Below are 12,971 nucleotides of genomic sequence, written 5' to 3' on the forward strand. Positions count from 1 at the left end.
CTGGCCCCCCGGCACTGCCCGGCGGCCCCCCGCTGGCCGCGACACCCCGTCGGGTGGCCACCGGGGCCGTCGTGCTGTCCGCGGGCATCGTCGTCTCGGCCACCCAGCCCGCGCCGCTCTCCGAGGTCGGCGTGGCGCTGTTCTCCGTGCTGGCCTTCCTCGGCGGCGCCGTGCTGGCCCGCGCCGCCGCCCGCCGCAGCTGCCACCCCGGCGTGTGGGGCTGGTACGCCGGCGCCCTCCTCGTCGCCGGGGCCGGGGCCGCGCTCGCCCTGCACACCCCCGGGTCGACCGTGCCGATGACCGTCGGCGCGCTGCCCGGGATGCTGCTCACCGTCCCGCCGCTGCTCCGGCTCATCCCGGTGGGCACCTGGCGGCGGCTCAGGGCCCAGCTGGTCACCTCGCTGCTGCTGTTCCTCGACGCCTGCCTGCTGTGCGCCCTGGCCACCTTCGAGCTGGTCAGCGGCCGGTCGCTGGGCCTGACCACCCTCTTCGACGTCACCCTGGTGGCCCTGGGCGCCACCCTGGCGCTGCTCACCGCGATGGGCCTGCTCGTGGTCGCGAGCACCTCCGGTGCGCTGCGCCGGGTCGCCGTGCTCGCGCTCTCCGGCCAGGTCGCGATCACCGGCGCCCTGGTGCTGATGGCCTTCTCCGACGAGCAGGACGCCGCCACCCCGCCGCTGGTGGCCACCGCGGTCGCCGCCACCCTCGGCCTCGCCCTGCTGGTCGGCGCGGCCCTGCAGGACCACACCCCCGGCGAGCCGCTGGCCGAGGACGACCCGCTGTCCTTCGCCGCGGCCGTCCTCCCGCACCTGACCGCGCTGGCGGCCGGCTGCCTGCTGCTCAGCGGCGTGCTGGTCACCGGCGCCCTGGACGTCGCGCAGACCGTCCTCGGCGGCGTCGGGCTCGTCCTGCTCGCGGCCCACCAGACCGTCTCGTGGCGCGACAGCCGCGACCTGACCCGCACGCTGCAGCGCAGCCAGGCCTACTTCCGCGCGGTGGTCCGTTCCGCCGTCGACCCGGTGGTGATCCTGGACGGCGACCTCGCCATCACCTGGACCTCCCCCGGCTTCGGCGACATCATCGGCCGCTCCGCCGAGCGGCTGGTGGGCCGCGACGTGCGCACCGCCGTGCACCCCGACGACCGGCCGGCGCTCACCGCCGCCCTGCTGGCCCCCCAGGTCGGCGCCCCCCGCGAGGGCCGCACGGCCACCGCCCGGGTGCGGCACGACGACGGCCGCTGGCTGCTGCTGCAGGCCCGGGTCCGCGACCTGCGCCAGGACCCCGCCGTCGGCGCCCTGGTGCTGCACTGCCGCGACCTGACCCGCGCCACCCCGGCACGCCCCGCCGTCGCCGACGCCCTGCCCCTGGGCGGCAGCGACCCCGAGACCGGCCTGCCCGACCGCAGCGCCCTGGTCGCCCGGCTCGCCGAGCTCGCCCGCGGCGGCGCCGAGGTGGGCCTGGTCAAGATCGGCATCGGCGGGCTGCCCGACGACCCGGCGGCCGACGTCGCCCGCGACCTGGCCGGCCGGCTGTCCCGGGTGCTGCGCACCGGCGACCGGCTGCTGCGCTCGGGCCCGGCCGAGTTCGCCGTCCTCGTCGACGGCGGGATCAGCGACGCCGAGACCCTCGCCGAGCGGCTGGTCGGCGCCGTCCCCGCCGACGCCCCCGTGCACGGCCTGCGGCTGACCGCCTGCGCCGGCATCACCGCACTGGAGGGCAGCGACCGGGAGCCGGTCGCGGTGCTCCGGCGCGCCTCGATGGCGCTGGACAGCGCCCGCGGCGCGGGCCCCGGCCGGGTCCGCCGGCACTCCGTCGCCCTGCTCATCGCGCAGAACCGCCGCGAGGCGCTGCGCACCGACCTCGCCCTGGCCCTCGCCCGCGACGAGCTGCGGCTGGTCTACCAACCCGTCGTCGACCTCGCGCTGCAGCGGGTCACCTCCGTCGAGGCGTTGCTGCGCTGGCAGCACCCCACCTGGGGCGCGGTCTCCCCGGCCGAGTTCGTGCCGCTGGCCGAGGAGTCGGCGCTGGTCACCACGCTGGGCCGCTGGGTCATGCGCACCGCCACGGCGGCGGTGGCCGGCCTGGACGCCGACCTGTGCGTGGCGGTCAACGTCTCCGCCCGGCACGTGCGCAGCGGCGAGCTGCTGGGGGACGTCAGCGAGGCCCTCGCCGCCAGCGGCCTGCCGCCCGAGCGGCTGGTCCTCGAGCTCACCGAGTCGGTGCTGCTGGACGAGGCGCACGTGACCGACGAGCTGGCCGCCCTGCGCCGGCTCGGCGTGCGCATCGCCGTCGACGACTTCGGCACCGGCTGGTCCTCGCTGGCCTACCTGGTCGGGCTGCCCGTCGACGTGCTGAAGATGGACCGCGCCTTCCTCGCCTCGGTCGAGACCGACCCGCGGCACCAGGCGCTGTGCCGCTCGGTGCTGCACCTGGGCACCAGCCTGGGCCTGGACGTCGTCGTCGAGGGCGTGGAGACCCCGCGCGAGCTGCAGCTGCTGCGCGACATGGGCCACCGCTTCGTGCAGGGCTTCCTGCTCGCCCGGCCCACCGAGCTCCCCGCCCTGCCCGGCGCCGTGCAGGCCGTCCCGGCGGCGCTGGCCCAGGGGGCGGCGCGATGAGCGGGCAGCTGCGCCGCAGCGCGCTGGCCGTGCTGCTGGGCGCGGTCGTGCTGGCCGCCGCGCTCGCCGTCACCCCGGCGACCAGCGTCGGGTTCCAGGCCGACAACACCGCGCTCGGGCTGCTCACCGCGGTCAGCGCCGTCCGCGCGGCCCGGCTGGCCCGGGGCACCACCGGACGGCGGGGGACGTCGTGGCGGCTGCTCGCCGGGTCCGGTGCGCTGTTCTCCGTCGCGGCGCTGGTCACCGGCAGCGGGTTCGGCGACTCCTTCGGCGTGGCCGGCCTCGGCGACGTGCTGCTGCTGCCGGTCCTCGTCATCCCCCCGCTGGTCTGCGTCCGGCTGGCCACCGAGGTGCGCCGCGGCCGCAGCGCCGCGCTGCTGGTGGACGGCGCCGCCGTGGTGCTGGCGCTGGCCTTCGTGGTCGACGTGCTCGCGCTGTCGGCCCCCGACGCGGTCCGCACGCCCACCCCGCTGGTGCTGGCCTACGCCGGGTACGCGGTGCTCGCCGTCGGCCTGGCCGGCGCGGTCCTGACGGTGACCACCCGCGAGCTGCAGCGCCCGGCCACCGCGATGGTGGTCATGAGCTCGATGGTCGCCCTCGCCGCGGCCATGCTGGCCGTCGGGCTGGACCGGCCCGGCCTGCTCTGGCAGGGCATCGGGGACCTCGCCTGCCTGCTGGCGCTGGAGGCCGGCGTCGCCGCCGTCGCCACCGCCCCCCGCCGGCCCTCCTCCCCCGAGGACGTCGCCGCCCGCAGCCCGCGGGTCAACGTCGCCGGGCTGGCGATCACCCTGGTGGCGCTCGGTGGGGTGCCCGTCGCGCTGCTGGTCGCGCTGCTGCGCGGGCAGGCGGTCACCCCGTGGTCGATGACCGCGCTGGCCGCCGTCGTGGGGCTGCTGCTGGTCCGCAGCACGATCCGCATCCGCACCAGCACCGGCCTGGTGGCCGACCTGGTGCGCAACGAGGAGGACGTGCGCGCCTTGGTCGAGGGCAGCAGCGACGGCGTGGTCATCGTCGACGACGACCTGCGGCTGCGCTTCACCTCCCCCGCCGCCCGCACCCTGCTCGGGGTGGGCGAGGACGCCGCCGACCGCGACCTGCTCGACCTGCTGGTGCCCGCCGACCGCGAGGCCGCCGGCGCGGCGCTGACCGCCGGGGTCCCGACCCTGCACCTGCGGGTCCCCGGGGACGCCGGCCAGCCCGCCGAGCTCGAGGTCACCCAGCACCAGCGCGCCGGCCAGGGCCGCCGGGTGCTGCACCTGCGCGACGCCACCGTCCGGCTGCGCCGCGAGCGCGAGCTGGAGCGGATGGCCTACACCGACCACCTCACCCGGCTGCCCAACCGCGCGCTGCTGTTCGAGGAGCTGGCCGCCCCCGCCGGCGAGCGCTGCCTGCTGGTGCTCGACCTCGACGGGTTCAAGGCGGTCAACGACGTGGCCGGCCACGAGGCCGGGGACCAGCTGCTGGTCGAGGTCGCCCGCCGGCTGCGCACCGTCGTCCGCGACCAGGACGTCGTCTGCCGGCTCGGTGGCGACGAGTTCGCCGTGGTCGTCGACGGCACCGTCCCCGAGGCGGTCGAGGCCGCCCAGCGCGTCGTCGACGCGATGGCGCTGCCGCACCGCACCGCCGACCGCACCTTCGCCCTGGGCGCCAGCGTCGGGGTCGCCGAGCTGCGGCCCGGCAGCGGCCAGCTGGCCTTCCGCGAGGCCGACACCGCCCTGCGCGCGGCCAAGCGCGCCGGCAAGGGCTGCGTCCGGGTCTGGGACGGCGGCGCCCGCGGCGACGCGGCCGGCTCGGTCGCCGCGGCGCTGGCCGGCGGCGAGGTCGAGCTGCGCTACAGCGTCACCGGCCGCACCGGCCAGGAGCGCGCGATGCACGGCGAACCGTCCTGGGCCCACCCGTCGGGCGCCCTGCTCCCCGCCGCCGAGCTGTGGGCCGCCGCCGGCCGGCAGGGCTGCGACGCCGAGCTGCAGACCTGGGTCCTCGCCGAGGCCACCCGGCACGCCGCCTCCCTGCCCGCGATCACCCTGCTCGCGCTGGACCTGCCCGCCGGGCACGTGCAGGCCGGGCGCCTGGTCGACGACGTCCACTCCGCCCTGGCCGCCTCGGGGCTGCCGCCGGGCCGGTTGTCGCTGGTCTTCACCGAGGAGGCCGTGCTCACCTCCACCGCCGACCTGGTGCCCGCGCTGCACGAGCTGCGCGCCGCCGGCGTCCGGCTGTGCCTCGACGACTTCGGCATGGGCCAGACCCTCTACGCCCACCTGTCGCGGGTGCCGCTGACCAGCGTCCGGATCGACGTCTCCGCGCTCGGCGCCCGGGACGAGCAGGACCTGCTGCTCCGGGTGCGGGCGATCGTGGCCAGCGCCGACATGTTCGGCCTGCGCACCGTCGCCCACGGCATCGGCCCGGGGCCGCTGCTCGACCGCGTCATGGAGTGCGGGGTGTCGATGGTGCGCACCCGCGAGGACCTGCGGAACGTCCCCTTCGCCCGGGTGCAGCAGGAGCTCGCTGCAGGACCGGCGGGCACCCGGATACTGGCCGGGTGAGCCTGACGTTCCTCGGACACTCCACCGTCCGGGTCGAACTGGCCGGCCGCACCGTGCTCACCGACCCGCTGCTCACCGGCCGGGTCGGCCCGCTGCGCCGGGTGGCGCCGCCGCTGCCCGCCTCCGCGCGGGCCGGCGTCGACCTGGTGCTGCTCAGCCACCTGCACGGCGACCACACCCACCTGCCCTCGCTGCGGCTGCTCGGCCGCGGCACCCGGGTCGTCGTCCCGCCCGGCGGCGGGGACTGGCTGCGCGGCCACGGGTTCACCCGCGTCGAGGAGCTCGCGCCCGGGGAGTCGCTCACCGACGGCGGGCTGACCGTCACCGGGGTGCAGGCCGTGCACAGCGGCCACCGGTGGGGGCCGCGCTCGACCCGCGGGCCGGACGCCGTCGCCATGGGCCACCTGATCAGCGGCGGGGGCCGCACCGTCTACGCGGCCGGCGACACCGACGTCTTCCCGGCCATGACCGACCTGGCGCCCGTCGACGTCGCGCTGCTGCCCGTGTGGGGCTGGGGCCTCACCCTCGGCCCGGGCCACATGGACCCCGCCGGCGCGGCGCTGGCGTGCTCGCTGCTGCGGCCGGACGTCGCCGTCCCCGTGCACTGGGGCACCCTCGCGCTGCCCGGCGTGGCCGGCACGCGGCGGATGCGCTCGCTGCTGGTCGACCCGCCGCGCCGCTTCGCCGCCGACGTCGCCGCGGCGGGCCTGCCCACCCGGGTGCTGGTCACCGAGCCCGGCGCGGCGGTGGCGCTGTGAGCGTGCAGGTGCTGGCCTCAGGCTGGACCGACAGCAGCTCGCTGGGCTACCCGGTGCTGTTCGGCGGCGTGCTGCTGGGCTCGATCGTGCCCGTGGTGCCCACCGGCCCGCTGCTGTCGGTGGCCGCCGCGGTGGCGATGACCACCGACCGGCTGGAGATCGCGCTGGTCCTGCTGCTGGCTACCCTCGCCGCGTTCACCGGCGACGTCGTCACCTTCGCGATCGCCCGGTTCGGCGGGCCCGCCGCGGTGCGCTGGGTCGCCCGCGGCCAGCACGCCGACCGGCTGGAGGAGGTGCGCGGCCAGTTCGCCGCGCACGGCTGGCAGATCGTCGTCGTCGGCCGGCTGCTGCCCGCCGGCCGCATCCCGGTGCTGGTCGCGGCCGGCGCGCTGGCCTACCCGTGGCGGCGGCTGCTGCCGGCCTCGTTCGCCGCGGCCGCGCTGTGGGCGGTCGCCTACGCGCTGCTGGGCGTGGTCAGCGGCGGCATCTTCGACAACCCGCTGGTCGCCACCCTCGTCGCCACCGGCCTGGTGCTGCTGGTCGGGCTGGTCTCCAACCTGGTCGCCTCCCGACGGCGCAGGGCCAAGGCCGCCCGGGCCGGGGCCGCGCAGGAGCACCCGTCGTGATGCCCCCGCACCGGCCCCCGGGCCGGGTGCTCACCGGCGGGCGGATCGTCGCCCGCGTGCTGCTGGTCTGGGCGCTGACCACCGGCGCCCTGCTGCTGCTGGACCGCTGGCTCACCGGGTTCGCCATGACCGACTGGTGGCAGCCCCCGGTGGCCGCGCTGCTGCTGGGCGTGCTGGCCGGCGTCGTGTGGCCGCTGCTCATGCGCATCGCGCTGCCGATCGCCTTCTTCACCCTCGGCCTGGGTGGGTTCGTCGTGCTGGGCGCCGGGGTCCTCGGCATCTTCCTGGCCATCCCCGGGGTCGAGGTCACCTCGTTCAAGACCTCCGTCGTCGTCGCGGTCTCCATGGCCGGGGTGGCCGCGCTGATCAGCAGCCTGCTGGCGCTCGACGAGGACGAGCTGTTCTTCCGCCGGGCCGCCCGCAGGCGCACCGGGGGCGAGGCCACCCCGGTGCCCGGCGTGCTGTTCCTCCAGGTCGACGGCCTGGGCCACGCCACCGCGCAGCGCGCCGTCCGCGACGGCACGATGCCCACGCTGGCCGCCTGGCTGCGCGAGGGCAGCCACCGGCTCACCTCGTGGCACACCGACTGGAGCTCGCAGACCGGCGCCAGCGTGTGCGGCATCCTGCACGGCTCCAACCACGACGTCGTCGGCTTCCGCTGGTACGAGAAGGAGCGGGACAAGGTCGTCAGCGTCTCCCACCCCGAGGACGCCGCCCTGGTCGAGGCCCGGCACTCCGACGGCGGCGGGCTGCTGGCCCCCGACGGCGCCGGGCGGGGCAACCTGTTCACCGGCGACGCCCGCTACGTCTCGCTCACCATGAGCTCGCTGGCCGTCGTCGTCCCGAAGGGGTCCCGGCGCACGCGACGCGGCCGCGACCGGGTGGGCGCCGGCTACTACGCCTACTTCGCCAACCCGGTGAACGCGCTGCGCACCCTGGCGGTGTCGCTGGTGGACGTCGTCCGGGAGCTGGTGGCCGCCGGCCGGCAGCGGCGGGCCGACGTCCGGCCGCGGATCGACCGCGGGGGGCTCTACCCGCTGGCCCGCCCCGGGACGACGGTCATCGCCCGCGACGTCGTGGTGGCCGCCCTCATCGAGGACATGCTGGCCGGCCGGCCGGTGGCCTACGCGGACTTCCTCGGCTACGACGAGGTCGCCCACCACTCCGGCATCGAGCGGTTCGACACCCTGCAGGTGCTGCGCTCGATCGACCAGCAGATCGGCCGGCTGTGGCGGGCCACCCAGCTCGCGCCCCGGCCCTACCACCTGGTCTGCCTGTCCGACCACGGCCAGACCCAGGGCCAGGCCTTCGCGCAGCGCTTCGGCGAGACCATCGAGGAGCTGGTCGGCCGGCTGTGCGGCGGCCCCACCGCGGAGGCCCACCGCCGCGGCCACCGGCAGCGGGCCACCGAGGGCTGGCAGGTCGGCGCCGCGATCGCCGAGGCGGCCAGCGGCCCGGGTCTGGTCGCCCGCCGGCTGCGCGACCGGGTGGAGCGGGCCGGGTCGGCCGAGCACACGCCCCGCGACACCGCCGGTGCCCCCGGCAAGGTCGCCCGCGTCGCCCCCGGCGTGGTCTGCGTGGTCAGCGGCCACACCGCGATGGTCTCCTTCACCGACCTGGCCGGGCGGGTGCCGATCGAGGAGATCGAGCGGCGCTGGCCGACCCTGCTCCCCACGCTGGTCGACCACCCCGGGGTGGGGTTCCTGCTGGTGCACTCCACCGAGTTCGGCCCGGTCGTGCTCGGCCGCGACGGCCTGCACCGGCTGGACTCCGGCACGGTGATCGGCGAGGACCCGCTGGCGCCCTACGGCGAGCACGCCGCCCGGCTGGTGGCTCGCACCTCCACCTTCCCGCACTGCGCCGACGTGATGATCAACAGCCGGTTCGACCCGACCACGGAGGAGGCCTCGGCCTTCGAGCCGCACGTGGGCTCGCACGGCGGCCTGGGCGGCCCGCAGCAGCGCGGTTTCCTGCTGCACCCCGCCGGGTTCGCCGAGCCCGGGGAGGTGGTCGGCGCCGAGCACCTGCACCGCGTGCTGCGCGGCTGGCTCACCGACCTGGGGCACCCCGACCCGCGGGCCTCAAGTGCACCGGCACAGGAGCCGATCACCACCGTGTGACCCTGCTGGAGCACCCCGTGACCGCGCCGCCGAGCGCCGGTTCGCTGGCGGCTGCCCTGCTCGTCGCCGGCCCGCTGGCCTCGGTGCTGGTCGTCGCCGTCGAGGGTCCGGCCCAGACCGCCGCCGTCCGGTCGGCGCTGCGCCGGGAGTCGCGCACCGAGGACTGGGTGGGCACCGACGGCGACGACGTCGTCGTGGTGCTCGCCGTGCTGCCCGCCGACCTCGACGCCGTGGCCGACCGGCTGCTGTCGGTGGCCGAGCGGGTCAGCGGCCGGCCGGCCGCCGGCGGGCTGACCGCGGCGTCGGCCGAGCGCTCCCCCGGCGACCTGCTCGACCGTGCCCGGGTGGGCCTGCGGGTGGCCTGGGCCTGCGGTGGGGGCCGCGTCGTCCGCCACCCCTGATCACCGCTGCTGTTCCGCTCCTGTGAAGATCACGTGAACCCGGTCCCACCAGCGCGACACGACGCGCATGCGTGGCCGACAGTGGTGCCCATGCGACCCGACGCCCGCGCCTGGTTCGAGCACCGCACCACGTCGGCCACCTCGGTGGCCGAGATCGACGCCGACGCCCTGCTGACCGCCAAGCGTGCCGGCGGGCACCGGGTCAGCGTCGTGCTGCCCGCACGCAACGAGGCCGCCACCGTCGGGGGCCTGGTCACCGACCTGGTCGCCCGCTGGGTGGACGACGTCCCGCTGGTCGACGAGCTGGTCGTCATGGACTCCGACTCCACCGACGACACCGCCGCGGTCGCGCGGGCCGCCGGCGCCACCGTGGTGGCCACCGCCGACGTGCTGCCCGCGCTCGGCTCGCGCCCCGGCAAGGGCGAGGCGCTGTGGAAGTCGCTGGCCGCCACCACCGGCGACCTGGTCGTGTTCATGGACTCCGACCTGCTCAACGACACCGCGCACTACGTCCCCGGCCTGCTCACCCCGCTGCTCACCGAGCCCCGCGTGTCCTACGTCAAGGGCTGCTACACCCGCCCGCTCACCGTCGACGGCCAGGTCCGCCCGGCCGGCGGCGGACGGGTCACCGAGCTCACCGCCCGCCCGCTGCTCAACGCGCTGTGGCCCGAGCTGGCCGGCTTCGTGCAGCCCCTCGGCGGGGAGTACGCCGGACGGCGCTCGGCGCTGGAGCAGGTGCCCTTCGTGTCCGGCTACGGCGTGGAGGTGGGCCTGCTGGTCGACCTGCTGCAGGTGTGCGGGCTCCCCGGGCTGGCCCAGGTCGACCTCGGCACCCGCGTGCACTCGCACCAGACCGACGAGGCGCTGGGCGTGATGGCCGGGCAGATCGTGTCCACCGTGCTGTCCCGGGCCTCGCGCGGCAGCAGCGACCGGCACCGCAGCGCCCCCGGCGGGCTGCTCACCCAGTTCGCCCACGACGGCGAGGGCTTCGTCCCCACCAGCGTGCCGGTGGCGGTGGACCAGCGCCCGCCGATGGTCGCCGTCCGGGAGTACGTGGAGCGCGCCGCCTAGCTCCCCGCCGCTGCCCCCGCCCGTGCGCAGCGTTGATCAGGGGAGTTGATCGACGTCCGTCCTGGTTCACCGGATCTCGTGAGCCAGGACGGAGTTGGATCAACCTCCCTGATCAACGCTGGCGGCCCAGCGGGGTGGAGTCGAGGGCGGCGGTGAGGTCGGCGGGGGTGTCGTAGAGCTCCACGGCGCCCGCCGCGCGCAGCTCGTCGTCCCCGAACCCGCCGGACCGGACGACGTAGGCGGGCATCCCCGCCCGCTTCGCCGCCTCCACGTCGTAGACCGAGTCGCCGACGACGACGGCCGGTGCGTCCTCGGGCTCGCCGAGCTTGGTCAGCGCGGTCCGCAGCAGGTCCGGCGCGGGCTTGGAGGCCTCGACGTCGTCGCTGGTGGTCCAGGCCTCGGCCAGGTTCCGGGCGTCCAGGAGGTCCAGGTAGTGGTCGACCTGGTCGGACTTGCCCGAGCTGGCCAGCACCAGGCGGTGCCCGGCCTCCCGGACGGCGACGAGCAGGTCCCGGGCGCCGGGCAGCGGGGACAGCTCGCCGAGCAGGGGCTGCACCTCCTGCTCCCACCGGTCGCGGGCGGCGTCGCCGAGCCGCTCCTCCAGCTCGTCGCCCCCCACCGCGGCGACCAGCTGGTCCCCGCCCATGCCGATCAGCCGGTGCAGCCGCCACACCGGCACGGTCTCCCCGAGCGACCGGAAAGCCCGGTACCAGGCCAGGGCGTGGTGGTAGTTGGAGTCGACGAGGGTGCCGTCGACGTCGAGGACGGCGATGCGCGGAGCCATCCGCACCCGGTGCCCGGACACCCCGGTGGCGTAACCCCCTGCCTCCAGCGCGGCACCGGTCCGTGCGGAAGGATGACCGAGGTGACCCCCGCCAGCCCCACCGACGGGTCCTCCACCCTCCCGCAGCCGCCCACCGTGGTGTCGCGGTGCCCCGGGTGCGGCGCCGTGCTGGCCGCCGTCCCCGGCCTGGAGGTCCGGCACGGGGGTGCCTCCCCCAGCTGCACCCGGCTGTTCGACGTCACGGTCCGGGGACTGCGCGACGAGGCGCCCAGCGACGTGCGCGCCGCCGGGCTGGTCGAGCTCGCGACGGCTGCCTACGACGCCCAGCACGGCGGCGGGCCGGACGCCCTCGCGCGGCTGCGGGCCCAGCTCGGGGAGGGCGCCCGCCGCCCCGTGCTCGACGCCCCGCCCACGCAGTGGCGCTCCACGGTGGCCGACATCGCCGCCGACCTGGACGTGGTCGACCTGCCGGTGCTGCTCCGCTCCTGGGCGCAGGCGGTGTCGGCGGACTGGGCCGGCGACCGGGCCTGACGCCGCACCGTGTGACCGCTCCCACTTTAGGATCACAAGCCATGGGGGACGCACCCGTCGACCGCCGGGCACGGAAGAAGGCGCGCACGCACGACGAGCTGCGGGTCGTGGCCCAGCGGCTGTTCGCCGAGCGGGGCTTCGACGCGGTGACCGTGGCCGACGTGGCCGATGCCGCCGACGTGGCCGTGCAGACCGTCTTCAACCACTACCCGACCAAGGAGGACCTCTACTTCGCCGGCCGCGCGCCGTGGGTGGCCGGCCCCGCCCGGGCCGTGGCGCACCGCGCCCCCGGCACCGGGGCGGTGGCCACCGCGCACGCGTGGATCAGCCGGCACGTGCTCGCCGTCCCCGGGCTGCTGCGCCGTCCCGACGGCGGTGCGTTCGCCGCCGCCACCATCGCCACCCCGGCCCTCCGCGTGCACCAGCGCGAACTGCTGCGCGACGGCGAGGACCGGCTGGCCCGGGCGCTGCGGGAGACCTGGGTGGCCCAGCTCGGGGACCTGGCCGACCTGCGGCTGGTGGCCGCGCTGACCAGCGCCCTGCTGCTGACCAGCGGTCGGGTCGCCCTGGCCGAGCAGGTGGCGGTCATCCGCGAGGCCGACCAGGGGTTGCGCGGCACCCGCGCGGTGGCCGAGGAGGCCCGGCGGCGCAGCCGACCGGCCCTGGACGCGGTGGGCACCGGGTTCGCCCAGCTGACCGACCGGCCCGACACCCCGGCGGCGTTCCGGCGGGTGGCCGAGCTCGAGCGCGGTCTGCCCGCCGACCTGCGGGTGGCCCGCCGGACCGACCCGGGGACGGTCAGACGGGAGCCGTGACCGCCGGCAGCAGGACGGAGTCGACCAGCGCGGCCACCTCGGCCTCGGGCAGCGGCGTGGAGAACGCGGTGTAGCGCTCCCACCACAGGGCCTGCACCAGGGTGCGCAGCAGGGCCAGCCGCTCGGGGTCGACCGGCTCGCCGCGGGCACCGGCGCGCCGGGCCAGCTCGTCCAGGACGGCGCCGAGCGGCTGCACCACCGCGGTGTCCAGCCCGGCCCGCAGCTCGTCGTCGTGCCGGGCCGCGCCGACCAGACCGGCAGCGGCGCGCTCCTCGCGGGACAGCTCCTGGGTCCACGGCTGCAGCAGCGCCACCAGGTCCCCGCGCAGCGAGCCGGTGTCCTCGGGGCAGACGACCAGGTCGAAGCCGCTGACCGCGTGCCGCACCAGCGCCGACATCGTGGGCCAGCGCCGGTAGATGCCGGCCTTGCCGGCCCGGGCGCGGGCGGCGACCCGGTCGCTGTTGAGCCGGCCCCAGCCCTCGTCGGCCAGGATGTCGACGGCGACCGCCACCAGCTGCTCGGACAGCTCGGGGCTCAGCGGCCGGCCCGGGGATCGGTGCGGGGCGCTGGCGGGCAGGTCGGTGCTCGTCACGGGGTCCATCGTGCACGACTGAGTGGAGTCACCACAACGACCGACACCGTCCAGCGTCTGCGCGTCACACGTAACACGGTAAGCCACTACGGCCCGTGAGCGTCCGGAAGAT

Annotated in this window: 11 protein-coding genes; 9 read left to right on the forward strand and 2 right to left on the reverse strand. The window is 77.0% G+C overall.

Annotation, left to right across the window (positions count from 1 at the left end; all coding sequences use genetic code 11):
- The first annotated feature begins 53 nt into the window (after positions 1-53).
- The 7 genes from BLT39_RS03305 (at position 54) to BLT39_RS03335 (ending at position 10,137) form a co-directional block, all read left to right on the forward strand.
- On the forward strand, positions 54-2,618 hold the full coding sequence (locus BLT39_RS03305; RefSeq protein ID WP_091058465.1) for a putative bifunctional diguanylate cyclase/phosphodiesterase: 2,565 nt from the start codon (positions 54-56) through the stop codon (positions 2,616-2,618).
- Positions 2,615-5,161: a diguanylate cyclase domain-containing protein gene (locus tag BLT39_RS03310; protein ID WP_091058470.1), complete on the forward strand. Its 2,547-nt coding sequence runs from the start codon at positions 2,615-2,617 to the stop codon at positions 5,159-5,161. Before BLT39_RS03305 ends, BLT39_RS03310 begins: the two co-directional genes overlap by 4 nt.
- Entirely contained in the window at positions 5,158-5,919 is a 762-nt protein-coding gene (locus BLT39_RS03315) for an MBL fold metallo-hydrolase (RefSeq protein ID WP_207507539.1), read from the forward strand. The genes BLT39_RS03310 and BLT39_RS03315 overlap by 4 nt, the downstream gene beginning before the upstream one ends.
- Entirely contained in the window at positions 5,916-6,545 is a 630-nt protein-coding gene (locus BLT39_RS03320; RefSeq protein ID WP_091058473.1) for a DedA family protein, read from the forward strand. Before BLT39_RS03315 ends, BLT39_RS03320 begins: the two co-directional genes overlap by 4 nt.
- Positions 6,545-8,665 carry a phage holin family protein gene (locus BLT39_RS03325; RefSeq protein WP_091059405.1) on the forward strand — a complete coding sequence of 707 codons (2,121 nt, stop codon included), beginning with the start codon at positions 6,545-6,547 and terminating at the stop codon, positions 8,663-8,665. The genes BLT39_RS03320 and BLT39_RS03325 overlap by 1 nt, the downstream gene beginning before the upstream one ends.
- A 17-nt stretch (positions 8,666-8,682) precedes the next feature.
- Positions 8,683-9,066, forward strand: coding sequence for a hypothetical protein (locus BLT39_RS03330; RefSeq protein WP_131801398.1), 384 nt, complete (start codon positions 8,683-8,685; stop codon positions 9,064-9,066).
- A 90-nt stretch (positions 9,067-9,156) separates the two neighbouring features.
- Positions 9,157-10,137, forward strand: a complete 981-nt coding sequence (locus BLT39_RS03335) for a glucosyl-3-phosphoglycerate synthase (RefSeq protein WP_091058480.1) — start codon at positions 9,157-9,159, stop codon at positions 10,135-10,137.
- 112 nt (positions 10,138-10,249) lie between these two features.
- Here BLT39_RS03335 and BLT39_RS03340 read toward each other — a convergent pair whose 3' ends face one another.
- Entirely contained in the window at positions 10,250-10,921 is a 672-nt protein-coding gene (locus BLT39_RS03340) for an HAD family hydrolase (protein WP_091059409.1), read from the reverse strand.
- A gap of 81 nt (positions 10,922-11,002) precedes the next feature.
- On the opposite strand from BLT39_RS03340, the gene BLT39_RS03345 reads away from it, so the two are divergent.
- A complete protein-coding gene (locus BLT39_RS03345; RefSeq protein WP_091058485.1) occupies positions 11,003-11,452 on the forward strand; it encodes a DUF5946 family protein in 450 nt (149 codons plus the stop codon).
- A 41-nt stretch (positions 11,453-11,493) separates the two neighbouring features.
- On the forward strand, positions 11,494-12,267 hold the full coding sequence (locus BLT39_RS22675) for a TetR family transcriptional regulator (protein ID WP_207507540.1): 774 nt from the start codon (positions 11,494-11,496) through the stop codon (positions 12,265-12,267).
- Here the strand turns inward: BLT39_RS22675 and BLT39_RS03355 are convergent.
- Entirely contained in the window at positions 12,251-12,859 is a 609-nt protein-coding gene (locus BLT39_RS03355; RefSeq protein WP_242658121.1) for a TetR-like C-terminal domain-containing protein, read from the reverse strand. The two genes, BLT39_RS22675 and BLT39_RS03355, sit on opposite strands and share 17 nt — an antisense overlap.
- Positions 12,860-12,971: the final 112 nt, after the last annotated feature.

This window comes from Klenkia brasiliensis (assembly GCF_900100695.1).
Lineage (GTDB): Bacteria > Actinomycetota > Actinomycetes > Mycobacteriales > Geodermatophilaceae > Klenkia > Klenkia brasiliensis.